General features: G+C 59.4%; 16 protein-coding genes, 5 tRNA genes and 1 riboswitch. Of the genes, 17 read left to right on the top strand and 4 right to left on the bottom strand.

Annotation, left to right across the window (positions count from 1 at the left end):
* Window positions 1-237: 237 nt before the first annotated feature.
* The 7 genes from HYI44_RS28530 (at window position 238) to astE (ending at window position 8,152) form a co-directional block, all read left to right on the top strand.
* A complete protein-coding gene (locus tag HYI44_RS28530) occupies window positions 238-1,458 on the top strand; it encodes an aspartate aminotransferase family protein (protein WP_122840228.1) in 1,221 nt (406 codons plus the stop codon).
* Between the two features lie 227 nt (window positions 1,459-1,685).
* On the top strand, window positions 1,686-2,705 hold the full coding sequence (aruF, locus tag HYI44_RS28525; RefSeq protein ID WP_045057451.1) for an arginine/ornithine succinyltransferase subunit alpha: 1,020 nt from the start codon (window positions 1,686-1,688) through the stop codon (window positions 2,703-2,705).
* A gap of 83 nt (window positions 2,706-2,788) precedes the next feature.
* Entirely contained in the window at window positions 2,789-3,814 is a 1,026-nt protein-coding gene (gene astA / locus HYI44_RS28520) for an arginine N-succinyltransferase (RefSeq protein ID WP_122840229.1), read from the top strand.
* Window positions 3,811-5,280 (top strand): succinylglutamate-semialdehyde dehydrogenase, encoded by a 1,470-nt coding sequence (gene astD, locus HYI44_RS28515; RefSeq protein ID WP_225571142.1) that lies wholly within the window; start codon window positions 3,811-3,813, stop codon window positions 5,278-5,280. The genes astA and astD overlap by 4 nt, the downstream gene beginning before the upstream one ends.
* 160 nt (window positions 5,281-5,440) lie before the next feature.
* Complete coding sequence (astB, locus tag HYI44_RS28510) at window positions 5,441-6,787, top strand: N-succinylarginine dihydrolase (RefSeq protein ID WP_122840231.1); 1,347 nt, start codon at window positions 5,441-5,443, stop codon at window positions 6,785-6,787.
* A gap of 51 nt (window positions 6,788-6,838) precedes the next feature.
* The gene (locus HYI44_RS28505) at window positions 6,839-7,129 is read left to right on the top strand and encodes a hypothetical protein (RefSeq protein ID WP_045057447.1); all 291 of its coding nucleotides are present in this window, start codon (window positions 6,839-6,841) and stop codon (window positions 7,127-7,129) included.
* Between the two features lie 12 nt (window positions 7,130-7,141).
* Complete coding sequence (gene astE / locus HYI44_RS28500; RefSeq protein ID WP_225571130.1) at window positions 7,142-8,152, top strand: succinylglutamate desuccinylase; 1,011 nt, start codon at window positions 7,142-7,144, stop codon at window positions 8,150-8,152.
* A 166-nt stretch (window positions 8,153-8,318) separates the two neighbouring features.
* On the opposite strand, the gene HYI44_RS28495 is transcribed toward astE, so the two are convergent.
* On the bottom strand, window positions 8,319-8,828 hold the full coding sequence (locus HYI44_RS28495; protein ID WP_045057445.1) for a 6,7-dimethyl-8-ribityllumazine synthase: 510 nt from the start codon (window positions 8,826-8,828) through the stop codon (window positions 8,319-8,321).
* Between the two features lie 102 nt (window positions 8,829-8,930).
* Window positions 8,931-9,101: riboswitch (FMN riboswitch) on the bottom strand.
* 269 nt (window positions 9,102-9,370) lie between these two features.
* On the opposite strand from HYI44_RS28495, the gene ltaE reads away from it, so the two are divergent.
* The 9 genes from ltaE (at window position 9,371) to mgtE (ending at window position 17,451) form a co-directional block, all read left to right on the top strand.
* Entirely contained in the window at window positions 9,371-10,375 is a 1,005-nt protein-coding gene (ltaE, locus tag HYI44_RS28490; protein ID WP_225571129.1) for a low-specificity L-threonine aldolase, read from the top strand.
* Window positions 10,376-10,521: 146 nt separating this feature from the next.
* Window positions 10,522-13,140 (top strand): alanine--tRNA ligase, encoded by a 2,619-nt coding sequence (alaS, locus tag HYI44_RS28485; RefSeq protein ID WP_225571128.1) that lies wholly within the window; start codon window positions 10,522-10,524, stop codon window positions 13,138-13,140.
* Window positions 13,141-13,231: 91 nt separating this feature from the next.
* Window positions 13,232-14,473 carry an aspartate kinase gene (locus tag HYI44_RS28480; RefSeq protein ID WP_031319071.1) on the top strand — a complete coding sequence of 414 codons (1,242 nt, stop codon included), beginning with the start codon at window positions 13,232-13,234 and terminating at the stop codon, window positions 14,471-14,473.
* 186 nt (window positions 14,474-14,659) lie between these two features.
* Complete coding sequence (gene csrA, locus HYI44_RS28475) at window positions 14,660-14,848, top strand: carbon storage regulator CsrA (RefSeq protein WP_002554426.1); 189 nt, start codon at window positions 14,660-14,662, stop codon at window positions 14,846-14,848.
* 62 nt (window positions 14,849-14,910) lie between these two features.
* A tRNA-Ser gene (locus HYI44_RS28470) sits at window positions 14,911-15,001 on the top strand.
* Between the two features lie 107 nt (window positions 15,002-15,108).
* Window positions 15,109-15,185 (top strand) — tRNA-Arg (locus HYI44_RS28465).
* A gap of 71 nt (window positions 15,186-15,256) precedes the next feature.
* A tRNA-Arg gene (locus tag HYI44_RS28460) sits at window positions 15,257-15,333 on the top strand.
* Window positions 15,334-15,404: 71 nt separating this feature from the next.
* A tRNA-Arg gene (locus tag HYI44_RS28455) sits at window positions 15,405-15,481 on the top strand.
* A gap of 527 nt (window positions 15,482-16,008) precedes the next feature.
* Window positions 16,009-17,451 carry a magnesium transporter gene (gene mgtE / locus HYI44_RS28450; protein WP_122840235.1) on the top strand — a complete coding sequence of 481 codons (1,443 nt, stop codon included), beginning with the start codon at window positions 16,009-16,011 and terminating at the stop codon, window positions 17,449-17,451.
* Window positions 17,452-17,554: 103 nt separating this feature from the next.
* Here the strand turns inward: mgtE and HYI44_RS28445 are convergent, their stop codons facing one another.
* The 3 genes from HYI44_RS28445 to HYI44_RS28435 all read right to left on the bottom strand — a co-directional run bounded on the left by HYI44_RS28445 (window position 17,555) and on the right by HYI44_RS28435 (window position 18,810).
* On the bottom strand, window positions 17,555-17,881 hold the full coding sequence (locus tag HYI44_RS28445) for an Arc family DNA-binding protein (protein ID WP_003178899.1): 327 nt from the start codon (window positions 17,879-17,881) through the stop codon (window positions 17,555-17,557).
* 493 nt (window positions 17,882-18,374) lie between these two features.
* Window positions 18,375-18,554 (bottom strand): PA3371 family protein, encoded by a 180-nt coding sequence (locus HYI44_RS28440; protein ID WP_045057441.1) that lies wholly within the window; start codon window positions 18,552-18,554, stop codon window positions 18,375-18,377.
* Window positions 18,555-18,576: 22 nt separating this feature from the next.
* Window positions 18,577-18,810, bottom strand: a complete 234-nt coding sequence (locus HYI44_RS28435) for a hypothetical protein (protein WP_122840237.1) — start codon at window positions 18,808-18,810, stop codon at window positions 18,577-18,579.
* Window positions 18,811-19,089: 279 nt separating this feature from the next.
* On the opposite strand from HYI44_RS28435, the gene HYI44_RS28430 reads away from it, so the two are divergent.
* Window positions 19,090-19,166: transfer RNA gene (locus tag HYI44_RS28430), tRNA-Arg, on the top strand.
* Window positions 19,167-19,588: the final 422 nt, after the last annotated feature.

Below are 19,588 nucleotides of genomic sequence, written 5' to 3'. Positions count from 1 at the left end.
GCAGCCTGCGGCAGCTCCTACAGAGCATCGGTTTGCGCGGTACTGCCTATAAGTACGCTCGACAGTTTAAACTGCGCCTTTGCGAAGCTATATGTCGCATTGCCGTAAACCCGGTTGAAACCGGGGTTTGCGCTATAAGAAGTTGTCGCTTGGCGGCAAGGCCAGGGCGAAAACTCTCCCTACAATCCCCCCATCGCTCGCCAGTTCCAGGCGGGTGTTCCTCTTCAGGAGACTCCGATGTCCGTTGAGCACGCTGCGGTAGAACGCGCCGATTTTGACCAGGTAATGGTTCCCAACTATGCGCCTGCCGCATTCATTCCGGTGCGTGGCGCCGGTTCCCGCGTGTGGGACCAGTCCGGCCGCGAGTTGATCGACTTTGCTGGCGGGATTGCCGTTAACGTATTGGGCCACGCTCATCCAGCGCTGGTCGGTGCCCTGACAGAGCAGGCGAACAAGCTGTGGCACGTGTCCAACGTGTTCACCAACGAGCCGGCCCTGCGCCTGGCGCATAAGCTGATCGACGCCACCTTTGCCGAGCGCGTGTTCTTCTGTAACTCCGGTGCCGAGGCCAACGAGGCCGCGTTCAAGCTGGCGCGTCGCGTCGCATTTGATCGTTTTGGTAGCGAGAAGTACGAAATCATCGCGGCGCTGAACAGCTTCCACGGCCGCACCCTGTTCACCGTCAACGTCGGTGGCCAGTCCAAGTATTCCGATGGCTTTGGTCCGAAGATCACCGGTATCACCCACGTGCCTTACAACGACCTGGCCGCTTTGAAAGCGGCGGTGTCCGACAAGACTTGTGCAGTGGTGCTGGAGCCGATCCAGGGCGAGGGCGGCGTGCTGCCGGCCGAACTGGCTTACCTGCAAGGCGCCCGCGAGCTGTGCAACGAGCACGACGCGCTGCTGGTGTTCGACGAAGTGCAAACCGGCATGGGCCGCAGCGGCAAGCTGTTCGCCTACCAGCATTACGGCGTGACGCCGGACATCCTGACCAGCGCCAAGAGCCTGGGCGGCGGTTTCCCGATCGCGGCGATGCTGACGACCGAAGCGCTGGCCAAGCACCTGGTGGTCGGCACCCACGGCACCACCTACGGCGGCAACCCGCTGGCCTGTGCGGTCGCCGAAGCGGTGATCGACGTGATCAACACCCCTGAAGTGCTGGCTGGCGTGAATGCCAAGCACGCCAAGTTCAAGGCGCGCCTTGAGCAAATCGGCGAAAAATACGGCCTGTTCACCCAGGTGCGTGGCTTGGGGCTGCTGATTGGCTGCGTGCTGAATGACGCCTGGAAAGGCAAGGCCAAGGACATCTTCAACGCTGCCGAGAAAGAAGGCCTGATGATTCTGCAGGCGGGCCCGGACGTGATTCGTTTCGCCCCGAGCCTGGTGGTTGAAGATGCCGATATCGATGCCGGCCTGGATCGTTTCGAGCGCGCTGCGGCGAAGTTGACGCAAGCCTGATAGACCTTTCGGCGCCTGAGCGTTCAGGCGTCGATCCCAATTTTTATGCCGGACCGAATCAAACTGTGGGAGCCAGCCTGCTGGCGATGAGGGCCTGACAGCCAACATCATTGTTGCCTGACAGGACGCTATCGCCAGCAGGCTGGCTCCCACAGTTGACTCTGAGTTGTTTCAGGGATGGCCCGGGATTTTTTCTTTTGTAAGTTCTGAGATTAAGGAGTGACACCATGCTGGTGATGCGCCCCGCGCAAATGGCTGATCTGGGCGAGGTACAGCGTCTGGCTGCGGACAGCCCGATTGGTGTCACTTCCTTGCCGGATGACGTTGAACGCCTGAGCGACAAGATTGCCGCGAGCGAAGCGTCGTTTGCCGCCGAAGTGAGCTTCAACGGCGAGGAAACCTATTTCTTCGTCCTCGAAGACACCGCCACCGGCAAGCTGGTGGGCTGTTCGGCCATCGTGGCCTCGGCCGGTTACTCGGAACCTTTCTACAGCTTTCGCAATGAAACTTTCGTGCACGCTTCCCGCGAGCTGAAGATTCATAACAAGATTCACGTGTTGTCCCAGTGCCATGACCTGACCGGTAACAGCTTGCTCACCAGCTTCTACGTGCAGCGTGAGTTGGTGGGTTCGCCCTGGGCCGAGCTTAACTCCCGTGGTCGCCTGTTGTTCGTGGCCAGCCATCCGGAGCGTTTTGCCGATTCCGTGGTAACCGAGATCGTCGGCTATAGCGACGAAAACGGCGACTCGCCATTCTGGGATGCCATCGGGCGTAACTTCTTCGACCTCAACTATGCCGAAGCCGAGCGCCTGTGCGGGCTGAAAAGCCGCACCTTCCTTGCCGAACTGATGCCGCATTACCCGATCTACGTGCCGTTGCTGCCGGACACCGCCCAGGAAGCGATGGGCCAGGTGCACCCGCGGGCGCAGATCACGTTCGACATCCTGATGCGCGAAGGCTTCGAGACCGATCATTACATCGATATTTTCGACGGCGGCCCAACCCTGCATGCGCGCGTTTCGGGGATCCGCTCCATCGCCCAGAGCCGTGTGGTACCGGTGAAAATCGGCGAGCCGGCCAAAGGTGTTGGGCGCCAGTACCTGGTGGCCAATGCCCAGTTGCAGGATTACCGCGCCGTATTGCTTGAGCTCGATTACGCGCCGGGCAAACCCGTGACCCTGGACCTGGAAACAGCCGAGGCCCTGGGTGTCGGTGAAGGTGCCAGCGTGCGCCTGGTAGCGGTTTGACCCCGCTGCCGCGCCTGGAAAGAATTGCCTAGATAGCAGCGAAGTTTCGCGGGTGGCGCAAGCGGCCCGACTGAGGAGATAGCATGATCGTTCGTCCCGTACGCAGCAGCGATTTACCCGCTCTGATCGACCTGGCCCGCAGCACTGGCACCGGCCTGACCACCTTGCCGGCCAATGAAGAGCGGCTGGCCCACCGGGTCGGCTGGGCCGAGAAGACCTTTCGCGGAGAAGCCGGGCGGGGCGATGCGGACTACCTGTTCGTGCTCGAAGATGACAACGGTCGCGTGGTGGGCATTTCCGCCATCGCCGGCGCGGTCGGCCTGCGTGAGCCCTGGTACAACTTCCGGGTTGGCCTGACTGTCAGCGCTTCGCAAGAGCTGAACATCTATCGCGAGATTCCGACGCTGTTCCTGGCCAACGACCTGACCGGCAACTCCGAGCTGTGCTCGCTGTTCCTGCATGCCGATTACCGCAACGGCCTCAACGGACGCATGCTGGCCAAGGCGCGGATGCTGTTCATCGCCGAATTCCCGCAGCTGTTCGGCAACAAGATCATTGCCGAGATGCGCGGCATGTCCGACGAAGCCGGGCGCTCGCCGTTCTGGGAAAGCCTGGGGCGGCATTTCTTCAAGATGGAATTCAGCCAGGCGGACTACCTGACCGGCGTCGGCAACAAGGCTTTCATCGCCGAACTGATGCCCAAATTTCCGTTGTACACCTGCTTCCTGTCGCCGGATGCGCGCAACATCATCGGGCAGGTTCACCCGGACACCGAGCCGGCACTGGCCATGCTCAAGAGCGAAGGTTTCAGCTACCAGGGCTACGTCGACATCTTCGACGCAGGCCCGGCAGTGGAGTGCGAAACCACGAAGATCCGCGCAGTGCGCGACAGCCAGCCGCTGGTGCTGGCCATCGGCACCCCGGGTGACGACGCCACGCCTTTCCTGATTCACAACCGCAAGCGCGAAGACTGCCGGATCACTGCCGCTCCCGCACGCTTCGCCGCCGGCACCCTGGTGGTCGACCCGCTGACCGCCAAACGCCTTCAACTCAACGCCGGCGACCAGGTGCGCGCCGTTCCGTTGTCCGCTGCCCGGGAGTCGAAATAATGAATTCGCTATACATTGCAGGTGAGTGGCTGTCTGGCCAGGGCGAAGCGTTCCAGTCGCTGAACCCGGTGACCCAGCAAGTGCTTTGGTCCGGTGAAGGCGCCAGCGCTGCCCAAGTGGAATCCGCCGTGCAAGCCGCGCGTCAGGCGTTCCCGGGCTGGGCTCGGCGCACCCTGGACGAGCGCATCAGTGTGCTGGAGGCCTTCGCCGCCGCGTTGAAAAATCACGCTGACGAGCTGGCACGGACCATCGGCGAAGAGACCGGCAAACCGCTTTGGGAATCGGCGACCGAAGTGACCAGCATGGTCAACAAGATTGCCATCTCGATTCAGAGCTATCGTGAGCGTACCGGTGAGAAGAGCGGCCCTCTGGGCGACGCAACTGCCGTGCTGCGCCACAAGCCACACGGCGTGGTCGCGGTGTTCGGGCCTTACAACTTCCCCGGTCACCTGCCCAACGGCCACATCGTCCCAGCCTTGCTCGCGGGTAACAGCGTGCTGTTCAAGCCGAGCGAGCTGACGCCCAAAGTCGCCGAACTGACGGTTAAATGCTGGATCGAAGCCGGCCTGCCGGCTGGCGTGTTGAACCTGCTGCAGGGTGCTCGCGAAACCGGGATTGCCCTGGCGGCGAACCCTGGCATCGACGGCCTGTTCTTCACGGGTTCGAGCCGCACCGGCAATCACCTGCACCAGCAATTTGCCGGTCGGCCGGACAAGATCCTGGCGCTGGAGATGGGCGGTAACAATCCACTGGTGGTTGACGAGGTGGCTGACCTGGATGCGGCGGTCTACACCATCATCCAGTCGGCATTCATTTCTGCCGGCCAGCGTTGCACCTGCGCGCGCCGCCTGTTGGTGCCCCAGGGCGCCTGGGGCGACTCGTTGCTGGCACGCCTGGTGGCGGTGACTTCGACCATCGAAGTGGGCGCTTTTGATCAGCAACCGGCGCCGTTCATGGGCTCGGTCATTTCCCTGGCTGCGGCCAAATCCCTGATGGATGCCCAGGCGCATCTGCTGGCAAATGGCGCCATGGCGCTGTTGGAAATGACCCAGCCACAGGCTCAGGCTGCCTTGCTGACCCCAGGCATTTTGGATGTAACGGCCGTGGCCGAGCGTCCTGACGAAGAACTGTTCGGCCCGTTGCTGCAAGTGATTCGCTACGCTGATTTCGAAGCGGCGATCGCCGAGGCCAACGACACCGAATACGGCCTTGCCGCCGGCTTGCTCTCGGATTCCGAAGCGCGTTACCAGCAGTTCTGGCTGGAAAGCCGGGCCGGTATCGTCAACTGGAACAAGCAGCTGACGGGCGCGGCCAGCAGTGCGCCGTTCGGCGGGGTGGGGGCCTCGGGTAACCATCGTGCCAGCGCCTATTACGCGGCGGATTACTGCGCGTATCCGGTGGCATCGCTGGAAACGCCGAGCCTGACCTTGCCTGCCGCCCTCACGCCTGGCGTGAAAATGGCGTGATGCCAATCGCCAGCAGGCTGGCTCCCACAGGTTCGGTGGTGTTTACACACTGTGTGTACGACGCAAATCCCTGTGGGAGCCGCCTGCTGGCGATGGCCACGCCTCGGTCTCAAATCCGGTTACTGAAGCCTAACAACAGAATTCTCGTGGAGCCTCGCTGATGAAATCCTATGAAGTCAATTTTGACGGTCTAGTGGGGCCGACCCATAACTACGGCGGCCTGTCCTACGGCAACGTCGCGTCCCAGAGCAACAGCCAGCAGTGTTCGAACCCGAAGGAAGCTGCGCTGCAAGGCCTGGCGAAAATGAAAGCGCTGATGGAAATGGGCTTTCAGCAAGGTGTCCTCGCCCCTCAGGAACGGCCGGACGTAGCCGCCCTGCGGCGCCTGGGCTTCGGCGGCACCGATGCGCAAGTGATTGAGCGCGCCGCCAAGGACGCCATGCCCTTGCTGGTCGCCAGTTGCTCGGCGTCGAGCATGTGGGTGGCCAACGCCGCCACCGTCAGCCCGAGCGCCGACACTGCCGACGGTCGAGTGCACTTCACCGCCGCCAACCTCAACTGCAAATATCACCGCAGCATCGAACACCCGACCACCAGTCGCGTATTGGGGGCGATGTTTGCTGATCAGCAGCACTTCGCTCACCACGCCGCGTTGCCGGCCGTGGCGCAGTTCGGCGATGAAGGCGCGGCCAACCACACGCGTTTCTGTCGTGAATACGGCGAAGCCGGCGTCGAGTTTTTCGTGTTCGGCCGCAGTGCCTTCGATACCCGTTACCCGGCTCCGCAGAAGTACCCGGCACGCCAGACCCTCGAGGCTTCCCAGGCGGTCGCGCGCCTGCACGGCCTGAGTGACGACGCGGTGGTCTACGGTCAGCAGAACCCTGCGGTGATCGATCAGGGTGTGTTCCATAACGACGTGATCGCGGTCGGTAACGGCGAGGTGCTGTTCTATCACGAGGACGCGTTCCTCGACACCGACCAGATGCTGGCCGAGCTGCACGGAAAACTCGCCAAGGCAGGCGGGAATTTTCAGGCGATCTGTGTACCGCGTTCTGCGGTCACCGTGGAAGACGCCGTTCGGTCCTACCTGTTCAACAGCCAGTTGCTGACCCGTCCCGACGGCTCGATGTTGCTGATCGTGCCGGAAGAATGCCGTGGCAATGAGCGGGTATGGCAATACCTGCAGGGCCTGACCAGTTCGGGCGGGCTGATCCGTGAAGTCAAAGTCTTCGATTTGAAACAAAGCATGCAAAACGGCGGTGGCCCGGCTTGCCTGAGGTTGCGCGTCGCGCTGAATGAAACGGAACTGGCGGCGGTCAATCCAGGCGTTATCATGACGGCACCGTTGTACGGCTCGCTGACCGAATGGGTCGACAAGCACTACCGCGACCGCATGGCCGAGAGCGATCTTGCGGACCCGCAATTGCTGCTTGAATGCCGGACGGCACTGGATGAACTGACGCAAATCCTTAAACTGGGCGCGGTTTATCCATTCCAGATCAATTGAACGCCGGCGCTGCATGCGCCGCTTCATCTCCTTTAGAGAGCGTAAAAGAACATGAGCGATACCCTGCAGCTGATCCTTGAAGACACCGATGGCACGCAACTGGAAACGTCCTGCACCCGCGTCGCGGTCATGTGGCAAGGCAAAGAGCTGTGGATCCAGCAGGATGGTCGTGGCCAGTTGCTGATCGGTGTGGACGTCGAAGAAGGTGACGCCGAATACGCCAACCTGCTGCTGCGCCCATTGGCGACTAATCTGGTAAGTCTGCAACTGGAAATGGAACCGGCTGACCTCGGCGACGACGAGGAACACGTGCACGGCCCGGATTGCAATCACGACCATTAAGGAAGTCGCTCTATGCTCGCCCTCGGCAAACTGCTTGAACTGACCCTCGCCGGCCGCGAACCGGCGGAGAAGACTCAACTGACTGTCGAAGGCGTGCGGATGCGCTGGTTGAGCGAGGGGGCGCTGGAAGTCCGGCCCCCCGAAGCTCGCGACAACGGCCTGGACCTGCTGCTGTCAGCCGGTATCCATGGCAACGAAACAGCACCGATCGAGCTGCTCGATCGCCTGTTGCATGACATCGCCCGCGGCGACTTGAAGCCGCGCGCCCGTATACTTTTCCTGTTCGGCAACCCGGAAGCGATTCGCAAGGGTGAGCGCTTTATCGAGCAGGACGTCAATCGGCTGTTCAACGGCCGTCATGAACAAAGCAGCGGTTGCGAAGCCCTGCGCGCCTGTGAGCTGGAGCGTTTGGCCGCGAGCTTTTTCAGCCTGCCCGACCGCGAACGCCTGCACTACGACCTGCACACCGCCATTCGCGGCTCGAAGATCGAGCAGTTCGCCCTGTACCCCTGGAAGGAAGGTCGCCAGCATTCGCGCAAGGAGCTGGCGCGTTTGCGCGCGGCGGGAATGGAGGCGGTGTTGCTGCAGAACAAGCCGTCGATCGTATTCAGCTCGTTCACCTACGATAAGCTGGGCGCCGAGTCTTTCACCCTGGAGTTGGGCAAGGCGCGACCGTTCGGGCACAACGACGGGGTCAATGTCGATCGCCTGGAGACACGTCTCAAGCACATTATCGAAGGCAAGGAGCCCGAGCTGGCCGATGACTCTCTGGACGGCCTGCAGCTGTTCAGCGTGGCACGGGAAATCATCAAGCACAGCGACAGCTTCCGCTTGAACCTGCCTGCGGACGTCGAGAATTTCTCGGAATTGGAAGTGGGTTACTTGCTGGCTGAAGACATCGCCCAGACTCGCTGGATCATCGAGGAGGAGGGGGCCCGGATCATCTTCCCCAACCCCAAGGTCAAGAACGGCCTGCGCGCCGGTATCCTGATCGTGCCGACGACCGACGAAAACCTGGCTTGACGTTCGCACCCCGCCCCTGTAGGAGCGAGCTTGCTCGCGATGAACCCGAGAACGCCACGGGGAGTCAGGCTTCCCGCGTTATCGTTCACGAGCATCGCGAGCAAGCTCGCTCCTACAGTGGGTTTGGGTGAATTCAACACATTCAACCAGGTACCCGGTTCGGTGTTTAGACAGCCAACGCCCGCGGCTCAGCGCGACGCAACGCGCGGATCTTGTGCAGCGTATCGGCACACGTCTTCGCCGCTTCCTGGCCCTTGTGCACAAAGTGCTCGAAGAAAAACTTGTGGTGCTCCTCACCGGCATGGAAGTGATGCGGGGTCAACGACACCGAGAACACAGGGACTTCGGTTTCCAGTTGAACCTGCATCAGGCCACTGACCACCGATTGGGCGACGAACTCGTGACGGTAGATACCGCCGTCCACCACCAGGGCTGCGGCGACGATGCCGGCATAACGGCCGGTCTTGGCCAGCAACTTGGCGTGCAGGGGCATTTCAAACGCGCCGCCCACTTCGAAGAAGTCGATGTCTGATTCCTGGTAACCCTGGGCAATCATTTCGGCCAGGAAACCTTTACGGCTCTGGTCGACGATATCTTTGTGCCAGCAGGCCTGGATGAACGCGACGCGCTCGCCCTGATGGTTTTTGCTTTTGCTGTCGATTGCGGTGGGTTGCATGTTCTGACTCCTGTTTGTGTGAAAAACAGGGCATATGAATCGAATGGGATTTAAGGGTGCGCACGCTCGCACGAATGCCCGCGGACGGCCCTTTGGCGCCAATCCCGTTCTCTCTTCATCCGGACTATGACCGTCGGCCCCGGGATCACACCGGGTCTGCTGACCTTGCCGCCAGTACCGCCGAAGCCGGGACTGCCACCAAGCGCTCGCGGGCTATGCGCGTTGCGCGCAATTACCGCCGGTGGGGAGTTGCACCCCGCCCTGAGAACGTTTGCCGCCATAAAAGTTGGCGGCGCAGCGTTTTTAACACAATTTTTTGCCTGGCGCATAGCCAAAGTCGACGCATAGCCCTGTGGGAGTGGGCTTGCCCGCGATAGCGATGTGTCAGCCTTCGACCCTATCGACTGACAGTCGGCTATCGCGGGCAAGCCCGCTCCCACAGGGTTTGTGTTTTTTCCCCATACCAGGGTTGATTATTCGTCCACATGACCGCAGTAATCCCTGTCTGAAAGGGATTTCCCCTGCTTACCGAGGCCAGATTCATGAGCGTTATCGATCTTCGCAGCGACACCGTCACCCAACCGACCGCCGCCATGCTCGAGGCGATGACACGCGCCGCGACGGGTGACGACGTCTATGGCGAAGATCCGACGGTCAATCAACTCGAAGCCGAGCTGGCCAGGCGCCTGGGTTTTGCCGCCGCGCTGTTCGTCCCCACCGGCACCATGAGCAATCTGCTGGGGCTGTTGGCGCATTGTGAGCGCGGCGACGAATACATCGTTGGCCAGCAGGCCCACACCTACAAATACGAAGGGGGTGGGGCGGCCGTGCTGGGATCGATCCAGCCACAACCGCTGGAAGTCCAGGCCGATGGCTCGCTGGACCTGGCCGATGTCGCCGCAGCGATCAAACCGGACGACTTCCATTTCGCCCGCACCCGCTTGCTGGCCCTGGAAAACACCATGCAAGGCAAAGTCCTGCCCCTGGAATACCTGGCGCGGGCCCGGGCTTTTACCCGTGAGCACGGCCTGGCACTGCACCTGGATGGCGCGCGGCTGTACAACGCTGCGGTCAAGCTGGGTGTGGACGCCCGGGAGATCACCCGGCATTTTGATTCGGTTTCGGTATGCCTGTCCAAAGGCCTGGGCGCGCCGGTCGGTTCGGTGCTGTGTGGCTCGGTCGAGCTGATCGGCAAGGCGCGGCGCCTGCGCAAAATGGTCGGCGGTGGCATGCGCCAGGCCGGGCTGCTGGCGGCGGCAGGTCTGTATGCTCTGGACAACAACGTACAGCGCCTGGCTGACGACCATGCCAACGCACAGTGGCTGGCCGACGGGCTGGTCAAGGCGGGTTATGCCGTCGAGCCCGTGCAGACCAACATGGTGTATGTGCACATGGGCTACCGTGCCGAGGCCTTCAAGGCCTTTGCCGCTGAGCGTGGTATCCGCCTCAGCGCTGCCGGGCGGCTTAGAATGGTTACGCACATGGACGTCGACCGCGCCGGGATCGAACAGGTGATCGCGGCATTCGTCGAGTTTTCACGCAACTGACAGCGTTAGCCGTCCAATTGACCGTTTCTATCGTATAAACACACTGTACCCCGCGCGCAGGGCCGATATAATGCGGCCCTTTGCCGTCGCTTCGTCTGTTGACGTTTCGAACAGGCCTTTGGCCGCAGCCTCCGTGGAAGAACCTAATGAAAAGCGCAGAAATCCGTGAAGCCTTCCTTCGCTTCTTCGAAGAGCAAGGCCACACCCGTGTAGCCTCCAGCTCTTTGATTCCGGGCAACGACCCAACCCTGCTGTTCACTAACGCGGGGATGAACCAGTTCAAGGACTGCTTCCTGGGCCAGGAAAAACGTGCGTACACCCGTGCGACCAGCAGCCAGAAGTGCGTGCGCGCCGGTGGCAAGAACAGTGACCTGGAAAACGTCGGTTATACCGCCCGTCACCACACGTTCTTCGAAATGCTCGGTAACTTCAGCTTCGGTGACTATTTCAAGCACGACGCCATCACCTTTGCCTGGACCTTCCTGACCGGCGTGCTGAAGCTGCCAAAGGAAAAGCTCTGGGTGACTGTCTACGCCTCCGATGACGAAGCGTATGACATCTGGACCAAAGAAATCGGCGTGCCGGTCGAGCGCATGATCCGTATCGGCGACAACAAAGGCGCGCCGTACGCGTCCGACAACTTCTGGACCATGGGCGATACCGGCCCGTGCGGCCCTTGCACCGAGATTTTCTACGATCACGGCGACCACATCTGGGGTGGCCCACCGGGCTCGCCTGAAGAGGACGGCGACCGTTACATCGAGATCTGGAACAACGTGTTCATGCAGTTCAACCGCACCGCTGATGGCGTGTTGCATCCGTTGCCAGCACCGTCGGTGGATACCGGCATGGGCCTGGAGCGGATCAGTGCGGTGATGCAGCACGTCAATTCCAACTATGACATCGACCTGTTCAAGAACCTGCTCAAGGCATCGGCTGAGGCAATCGGCTGCGAGAATGGCGATCAGTCGTCGCTCAAGGTTGTTTCCGACCACATTCGGTCGTGCGGTTTCCTGATCGCCGATGGCGTGCTGCCGTCCAACGAAGGTCGTGGCTATGTGCTGCGTCGCATCATTCGTCGTGCCTGCCGCCACGGTAACAAGCTGGGCGCCACCGGCAGCTTCTTCTACAAGATCGTCGCGGCGCTGGTCGCCGAGATGGGCGAAGCCTTCCCGGAACTGAAGAAGCAGCAGGGCAACATCGAGCGCGTGCTCAAGGCCGAAGAAGAACAGTTCTCCAAGACCCTGGAGCACGGCCTGAAGATTCTCGAGCAGGATCTGCTGGAACTCAAAGGCACCGTGGTGCCGGGCGATGTGGTGTTCAAGCTGTACGACACCTACGGTTTCCCGATGGACCTGACCGCGGATATCGCTCGCGAACGCAACCTGACCGTTGACGAAGCCGGCTTCGAGCGCGAAATGGAAGCCCAGCGCGTCCGTGCACGTTCCGCCAGTTCGTTCGGCCTGGACTACAACACCCTGGTCAAGGTTGACGTAGCCACCGAGTTCACCGGCTACAAAGCCACCAGCGGTTCGGCAAAAATTGTCGCCATCTATAAAGACGGCCAGTCGGTTGACGTATTGAGTGAAGGTCAGGAGGCGGTCGTTGTCCTCAACCAGACGCCTTTTTACGCTGAATCCGGCGGGCAGATCGGCGACTGCGGTTTCCTTCAGGCGGGCGAGGCACGTTTCGACGTACGCGACACCACCAAGACTGGCGGTGCGTTCCTGCATCACGGTGTACTGGCATCGGGCAGCCTGACCATTGGCGCGCCGGTGGAGACTCACGTCGATGCTGAAGTCCGTCACGCCACGGCGCTGAACCACTCGGCCACGCACTTGCTGCACGCCGCCCTGCGCCAGGTGCTGGGCGAACACGTCCAGCAGAAGGGTTCGCTGGTGGACAGTCAGCGCCTGCGCTTTGACTTCAGCCACTTCGAAGCCATCAAGCCTGAGCAGTTGAAAGCGCTGGAAGACATCGTCAATGCCGAGATCCGCAAGAACTCCGCAGTTGAAACCGAAGAAACCGATATCGAAACCGCCAAGCAGAAAGGCGCCATGGCGCTGTTCGGCGAGAAGTACGGCGACAACGTGCGCGTGCTGAGCATGGGCGGGGCGTTCTCCGTCGAGCTGTGTGGCGGCATCCATGCCAACCGCACCGGCGACATCGGCCTGCTGAAAATCATCAGCGAAGGCGGTGTGGCTTCTGGTGTGCGACGCATCGAAGCGGTCACGGGCGCTGCCGCACTGGCGTACCTGAACGCTGCTGAAGAACAACTCAAGGAAGTGGCCAACCTGGTCAAGGGCAGCCGCGATAACCTGATCGACAAGCTGTCGGCTGTGCTGGAGCGCAACCGTCTGCTGGAGAAGCAACTCGAGCAGTTGCAGGCCAAGGCAGCCAGCGCGGCGGGCGACGATCTGTCGGCCTCCGCCCTGGACGTCAAGGGTGTGAAAGTGCTGGCCGTGCGTCTGGACGGCCAGGATGGCAAGGCGCTGCTGGCGCTGGTCGATCAACTGAAAAACAAACTCGGCCGCGCAGTGATCCTGCTCGGCAGTGTCCATGAGGAAAAGGTCGTTCTGGTTGCAGGCGTAACCAAAGACCTGACTGGCCAACTCAAAGCCGGTGATTTGATGAAGCAAGCCGCTGCGGCAGTGGGCGGGAAGGGCGGTGGTCGTCCAGACATGGCGCAAGGCGGTGGTACTGACGCTGGCGCACTGGATGCGGCCCTGGCCCTGACTGTTCCATTTGTAGAGCAGGGTTTATAAGGCAGGGTGTCCGGCCTGTTGTCTAGTGGCGGGCCGGCGCGCTGTTTGAGTGATTATTTGGGCGCCCTTCATGGGCAGAGGCGGCTTTGAAATGGCTTTGATCGTACAGAAATTTGGAGGCACCTCGGTCGGCACTGTCGAGAGAATCGAGCAGGTCGCCGACAAGGTTAAGAAATTCCGCGATGCCGGCGATGACCTGGTGGTTGTGCTGTCTGCAATGAGCGGCGAGACCAACCGTCTGATCGATCTGGCCAAGCAAATCAGTGGCGACGGCCAACCGGTTCCCCGTGAGCTGGATGTGATCGTTTCCACTGGCGAGCAGGTGACGATTGCACTGTTGGCCATGGCGCTGATCAAGCGTGGCGTGCCAGCGGTGTCCTACACCGGCAACCAGGTGCGGATCCTGACGGACAGCGCGCACAACAAAGCGCGTATCTTGCAGATAGATGACCAGAAGATTCGCGGTGACCTGAAGGCCGGTCGCGTAGTCGTTGTCGCCGGTTTCCAGGGCGTCGACGAGCACGGCAACATCACGACCCTGGGTCGTGGCGGCTCCGACACCACCGGCGTGGCCCTGGCAGCAGCCCTGAAGGCTGATGAATGCCAGATCTACACCGACGTCGATGGCGTCTACACCACTGACCCGCGTGTGGTGTCCGTGGCCCAGCGCCTGGACAAGATTACCTTTGAAGAGATGCTGGAAATGGCCAGCCTCGGTTCCAAGGTGTTGCAGATCCGTGCGGTGGAATTCGCCGGCAAGTACAACGTTCCGCTGCGCGTACTGCACAGCTTCAAGGAGGGTCCGGGCACCCTCATTACTATTGATGAAGAGGAAACCATGGAACAGCCGATCATTTCCGGCATCGCTTTCAATCGCGATGAAGCCAAGCTGACCATCCGTGGCGTGCCAGACACCCCGGGTGTTGCGTTCAAGATCCTCGGCCCGATCAGTGCCGCGAACATCGAAGTCGACATGATCGTGCAGAACGTTGCGCACGATAACACCACCGACTTCACCTTCACCGTACACCGCAATGACTTCCAGGCCGCACAAACCGTGCTGGAGAACACCGCTCGCGAGATCGGTGCCCGTGAAGTGGTGGGCGACATCAAGATCGCCAAGGTCTCGATCGTCGGCGTCGGCATGCGCTCCCACGCAGGCGTAGCCAGCCGCATGTTCGAATCCCTGGCCAAGGAAAGCATCAACATCCAGATGATCTCGACTTCGGAAATCAAAGTTTCCGTAGTGATCGAAGAGAAGTACCTGGAACTGGCTGTGCGCGCTCTGCACACGGCTTTCGAACTGGACGCACCGGCTCGTCAAGGCGAGTGATGCGTTTGCCAACAGGCGCGGTCTGACCGCGCCTGCTGTTTTTTGAAAGGCGCGACCCAAGGCTGTTCTTTTGCTCGCGCTGGTCAATACTCAGGCATGTAGGGCTGCGACCTTTTCAGGTGGTAGGTCGAGTGCCTTTTTTTTGCAGACTGTTGTCCCTGAAATGAAATGCGTGAGGAGAAAGGTATGCTGATTCTGACTCGTCGGTGCGCAGAAAGCCTGATTATCGGTGATGGCGAAATCACCGTGACCGTGCTCGGCGTCAAAGGAAATCAAGTGCGTATCGGTGTCAACGCCCCGAAAGAGGTAGCGGTCCACCGTGAGGAAATTTACCTGCGTATAAAGAAAGAGAAGGACGAAGAACCAAGCCATTAATTTTTATCGCTTTTTATGTTTGCAAACGGGGAAGAAGCTGGTTAATATACGCCCCGTGTTGCGGAGAGCTGGCCGAGTGGCCGAAGGCGCTCCCCTGCTAAGGGAGTACACCTCAAAAGGGTGTCGGGGGTTCGAATCCCCCGTTCTCCGCCATTATTTGCTTAGTACGTTGTAATCTGGCTTTTTCGGTAAGTTGTTGAAATTACTAGAAAAAGTGTTTGACATAGAGATTAGACGGCCTATAATGCGCGGCAACAAATGCACTCGTAGCTCAGCTGGATAGAGTACTCGGCTACGAACCGAGCGGTCACAGGTTCGAATCCTGTCGAGTGCACCATTTAAGAGTTGTTTGCAGCAATGCGAATAACTTGGCTCCAACCAGTTGTGATCTGGTATAAAAACACAAATGCACTCGTAGCTCAGCTGGATAGAGTACTCGGCTACGAACCGAGCGGTCACAGGTTCGAATCCTGTCGAGTGCACCATTTAAGAGTTGTTTGCAGCAATGCGAATAACTTGGCTCCAACCAGTTGTGATCTGGTATAAAAACACAAATGCACTCGTAGCTCAGCTGGATAGAGTACTCGGCTACGAACCGAGCGGTCACAGGTTCGAATCCTGTCGAGTGCACCAAACACCAAAAAGCCCGCCTCTAAAGCGGGCTTTTTGCCGTCTGGGATTTGCCTTCTTCCGCGATGCCCCTTCTCTCATCCGATTGCACCGCCGCGCTGCGGCCTCGCTTCGCAGTGGTGAAATGTCGTGGCGGCTGCGCGGGCCTGGCAGGCAGAAAAATCCAGCCAGGAAAAATAATAGCCAAGCGATGGCATTAATCGTTCTCCATGACGGTCCTAGAGGAGGGTGGCCGCTACATTTTCCTCAAGCACTGTGTTTTCTCTTCGCCATGGGTCGTCGCACATTAAACGGTCAGGGCGGCACTCAGGTTTGTCCTGCAAGCGCTTGTTTCCAGCCGCGATTTTTTAACGTTTAAAACTCCCCGGCGGTGTATGATTGCGCCCGTCAGCCCCGCCGGGGCTTGTGGAATACCTTCATGGACTTACCCAGTAGTTACTTAAAGAGTCACTTGAAATCCCGATTGTCCAATCATGAATTGACTGATTGATCCTCCCGGCGTGCCCCGCTGCTGGGAGTGGAGCTCGCCTATGTCTGAAGTTGAAGTAAAGAAAACGCAAGAAAGCCTGCAAGATCGCCTCGCTCAAGTCGTTGAGCTGTTGCAGCGCCAACGTGTGGTCGAAGACCTGACTCACCGTCAGGAAGGGCCGCACCATGAACGGGTCGAAAACCTGGTTCACCGGCAGAACCTGGTCGAGCTGCAACGCAAGCTTGATGACCTGCACTCCGCCGACGTCGCCTACATCCTCGAAGCGCTGCCGCTTGATGACCGCCTGACGCTTTGGCAGCTGGTCAAGGCCGATCGCGACGGCGACATCCTGCTCGAAGTTTCTGATTCGGTTCGTGAAACCCTGATCGCCGACATGGATGATCACGAGCTCCTGGCAGCAGCCAAGGACATGGACGCCGACGAACTGGCTGACCTGGCCTCCGAACTGCCGCGCGACGTCGTGCACGAGCTGATGGAAACCCTCGATAGTCAGCAGCGCGAGCGCGTGCGCTCCGCGTTGTCCTATGACGAGGAACAGGTTGGCGCGCTGATGGACTTCGAGATGGTGACGATCCGCGAGGATGTCAGCCTGGAAGTGGTCCTGCGCTACCTGCGGCGCTTGAAAGAGTTGCCGGGTCATACCGACAAGCTTTTTGTCGTCGACTACGACGGCGTGCTCAAGGGTGTCCTGCCGATCAAGCGTCTGCTGGTCAACGACCCCGACAAGCAGGTTGCTGAAGTGATGGCCAGCGATCCGGTGAGCTTTCACCCGGACGAAGATGCCTACGACGCGGCCCAGGCGTTCGAGCGTTATGACTTGATCTCCGCACCCGTGGTCGACAAGAACGGCAAGTTGATAGGTCGTCTGACGATCGATGAGATGGTCGACCTGATCCGTGAAGAGAGCGAAAATGAAGTGCTCAACATGGCGGGTCTGCGTGAAGAGGAAGACATCTTCGCGTCCGTCTGGAAGTCCCTGCGTAACCGTTGGGCCTGGCTGGCAGTGAATCTGGTCACCGCCTTCATCGCCTCGCGGGTCATCGGCCTGTTCGAAGGCTCGATCGAGAAGCTGGTAGCACTGGCGGCATTGATGCCGATTGTGGCGGGTATTGGTGGCAACTCGGGTAACCAGACCATCACGATGATTGTTCGGGCCATGGCCCTGGACCAGGTGAGTACCGGCAATACCTCGCGATTGATGCGCAAGGAGCTGGCGGTAGGCCTGATCAACGGGCTGGTGTGGGGTGGGGTTATCGGCATCGTTGCCTATCTGCTCTACGGCAGCTGGTCGTTGGGGGTGGTGATGACGGCCGCCATGACGCTGAACCTGTTACTTGCAGCATTGATGGGGGTGCTGATCCCCATGACGCTGGCCCGGCTGGGACGAGACCCGGCAATGGGTGCCAGCGTGATGATCACTGCCATGACCGACAGCGGTGGTTTCTTCATCTTCCTGGGGCTGGCTACTATCTTCCTGCTTTGACCTGCAGAGCTAAAAACCCGCCCTCATCAGGCGGGTTTTTTTACGCCTGGATTTCAGGCAAAAAAAAGCCAGCAATTAAGCTGGCTTGGGGAATTCGGCTGAATCAGGACGCGTCTGCAGCCATCTCGGCGTCATGGGCGATCAGTGAAACCAGCGCGTTTTGCTGGCGATGAGAAAGTTGGCGGAAGCGTTGCAACAGTTCGCGTTCGTGCAGTGACAGCTCCGGGCTGTCCAGGCGCATGCTCAGCTCTTCGCCCAGCGCACCTTCCTGAATAAGGCTTTGCTCAAGGCGAGCAATAATTTCGGAGTTCATGCTGCGATGATGATTGCGAGCCACTTCGGCAATGCGTTCACGCATTCCGTCTGGCAGACGTACGACAAACTTGTCAGCCGTACGGCTGGAATAAATTGCCTGTTTCAATGGGCGCATATATTTAACCGGTTAGTTCAGGGGAGCGGTTCTTGGGATTGGCCGCAGGATGTCTGATAGGACAAGCGTTCGGGCCAAATGTTCAACCTGAATTGATAGAAGCCCGCATGATGCCTCAAGATTGCCAGTTCGTTGGCGTCAATTCTGTGACAAATATTGAACCGGATAAAGGCTTTCTGCCAGCACCAATTATCAGAAATGCGGACTGGTTGGTAAGTTTGGCGGGTCCGCGTCTCCGGTTGCCTGCTTCCCTGGCGGATGATGTCCGAAGACCTCATAAGCTCGTGTCAAAGCGCGCCCTCATTGCGCCCTCTATTAGAGAGTAGTGGCAATTGGCCGATTTACTAGGGAGGACGTGTGGGGGAGGGGATATTCAGGATGGATGGCAGTCGGGCCTGCCTTGTCCGGACGCTGGGCGATGATGAAGCTGCATGGGGAGAAGCCAAGGGGCCCTTTGAGGACCCCTTGGAGATTGCAATTCGATTCGCAGGCGTTAGCGTAGTACGGGATCAAACTTGATTTTGCGACCAGCAATCAGCGCCAGCAGGAACAGGATGCCAGATACTGCGCACACAACCAGCGGCGCAGTCACAAGGGTGTCCTCGATCAGGGCCACATGCAACATGCCGCTCATTAGACATAAGGCGAGAAATCCTGTGGCCCATTTGGACATGCTGTACTCCTGATGAAAAAATTCAAAAAACCAGGCGATCCGAAGATGGCGTGATGGCGACGGCCATCGCCTGACTCGCGTCCTGTGCGGATGCGCGGGTTGGGTTGTTCATGACGGCAAGCTGAGGAGCCCTTTGCAGCTGAAGGTAGTGAGGCGTTCGCTGGTTGGCAGCGACCTCGTCATTCTTCGGAGCAAAATGAACACCCAATACGATCGCCAGGGCGATTGCATTGGCTACTAATAGAGTGCTGTTCATGAGGCTGGCCTCCGCTTGTGTATGAAAGCAGTTAAAGCAGGCAGCATGCCAATGATTTATCGGCTTTTATATCAATAAAATCAATAGGTTAGTGCTATTGGTAGGCATGCCGGCATTGCATTTTGCAAGAATGGGATTTTTGTCCTGGTGCAATCTGCACGATGGGCGTGAATTTCCTGATGAAAATGCCTACGCTTAAAAAGGAAGGGTACGACATGACAAACGGGGAACTGGCCGTTAACATGCAGGCCGTCCTCCGCAAGAACGGTGGCGATCAGTGTCTCAGTAGCTCAATTGGATAGAGCATCCCCCTCCTAAGGGGAAGGTTGGCAGTTCGAACCTGCCCTGGGACACCAAATTATTCAGGCTCTTGAGCCCATACTCTGATTAGCTGAAATGTTGCTGCGAAAGCAGTACGGCGATGGGAGTAAAAAAGCCCCGCTTGCGTTGCGCAAGCGGGGTTTTTTTGTGGGTGTCATTCCTCGGCCCTTGTGGCGTGACTCGACCGTCACGATCCCAAGGGGTGCAGGGGCATCGGAAATACGGCGCTGTAGGGTGTCAATCCTGGATGCGGGTTGCCTTAGCGTGGTCATCAATACTTCGTAGGGGCGTCGTCTTGCCGCTCCTCTATATAGAAGAGGTTGTCAGGAGGGGGCTTTGAATGGCGGTAGTGCTCTCTTCGAGCAGCAAAAGTGCCCTTTTGATGGAAATCCGGAAACAGTGCTTGACGGCAGATTTCAGGTGTCTATAATTCGCCCCACTTCCGGCGCAGTCGAAA

The sequence above is a fragment of the Pseudomonas sp. Y24-6 genome (assembly GCF_020295325.1).
Classification (GTDB): domain Bacteria; phylum Pseudomonadota; class Gammaproteobacteria; order Pseudomonadales; family Pseudomonadaceae; genus Aquipseudomonas; species Aquipseudomonas gregormendelii.
The sequence above is the reverse complement of the archived record's forward strand: the minus strand, read 5'-3'. Positions and strand labels throughout refer to the sequence as shown.

Excerpts from the sequence above, each read along its gene's own strand:
- HYI44_RS28435 (WP_122840237.1), bottom strand. The coding sequence starts at position 18,810 with ATGAACAGCACTCTATTAGTAGCCAATGCAATCGCCCTGGCGATCGTA.
- csrA (WP_002554426.1), top strand. The coding sequence starts at position 14,660 with ATGCTGATTCTGACTCGTCGGTGCGCAGAAAGCCTGATTATCGGTGAT.
- aruF (WP_045057451.1), top strand. The coding sequence starts at position 1,686 with ATGCTGGTGATGCGCCCCGCGCAAATGGCTGATCTGGGCGAGGTACAG.
- HYI44_RS28530 (WP_122840228.1), top strand. The coding sequence starts at position 238 with ATGTCCGTTGAGCACGCTGCGGTAGAACGCGCCGATTTTGACCAGGTA.
- astE (WP_225571130.1), top strand. The coding sequence starts at position 7,142 with ATGCTCGCCCTCGGCAAACTGCTTGAACTGACCCTCGCCGGCCGCGAA.
- mgtE (WP_122840235.1), top strand. The coding sequence starts at position 16,009 with ATGTCTGAAGTTGAAGTAAAGAAAACGCAAGAAAGCCTGCAAGATCGC.
- astB (WP_122840231.1), top strand. The coding sequence starts at position 5,441 with ATGAAATCCTATGAAGTCAATTTTGACGGTCTAGTGGGGCCGACCCAT.
- HYI44_RS28440 (WP_045057441.1), bottom strand. The coding sequence starts at position 18,554 with ATGTCCAAATGGGCCACAGGATTTCTCGCCTTATGTCTAATGAGCGGC.
- HYI44_RS28480 (WP_031319071.1), top strand. The coding sequence starts at position 13,232 with ATGGCTTTGATCGTACAGAAATTTGGAGGCACCTCGGTCGGCACTGTC.
- HYI44_RS28505 (WP_045057447.1), top strand. The coding sequence starts at position 6,839 with ATGAGCGATACCCTGCAGCTGATCCTTGAAGACACCGATGGCACGCAA.
- HYI44_RS28495 (WP_045057445.1), bottom strand. The coding sequence starts at position 8,828 with ATGCAACCCACCGCAATCGACAGCAAAAGCAAAAACCATCAGGGCGAG.
- astA (WP_122840229.1), top strand. The coding sequence starts at position 2,789 with ATGATCGTTCGTCCCGTACGCAGCAGCGATTTACCCGCTCTGATCGAC.
- HYI44_RS28445 (WP_003178899.1), bottom strand. The coding sequence starts at position 17,881 with ATGCGCCCATTGAAACAGGCAATTTATTCCAGCCGTACGGCTGACAAG.
- alaS (WP_225571128.1), top strand. The coding sequence starts at position 10,522 with ATGAAAAGCGCAGAAATCCGTGAAGCCTTCCTTCGCTTCTTCGAAGAG.
- ltaE (WP_225571129.1), top strand. The coding sequence starts at position 9,371 with ATGAGCGTTATCGATCTTCGCAGCGACACCGTCACCCAACCGACCGCC.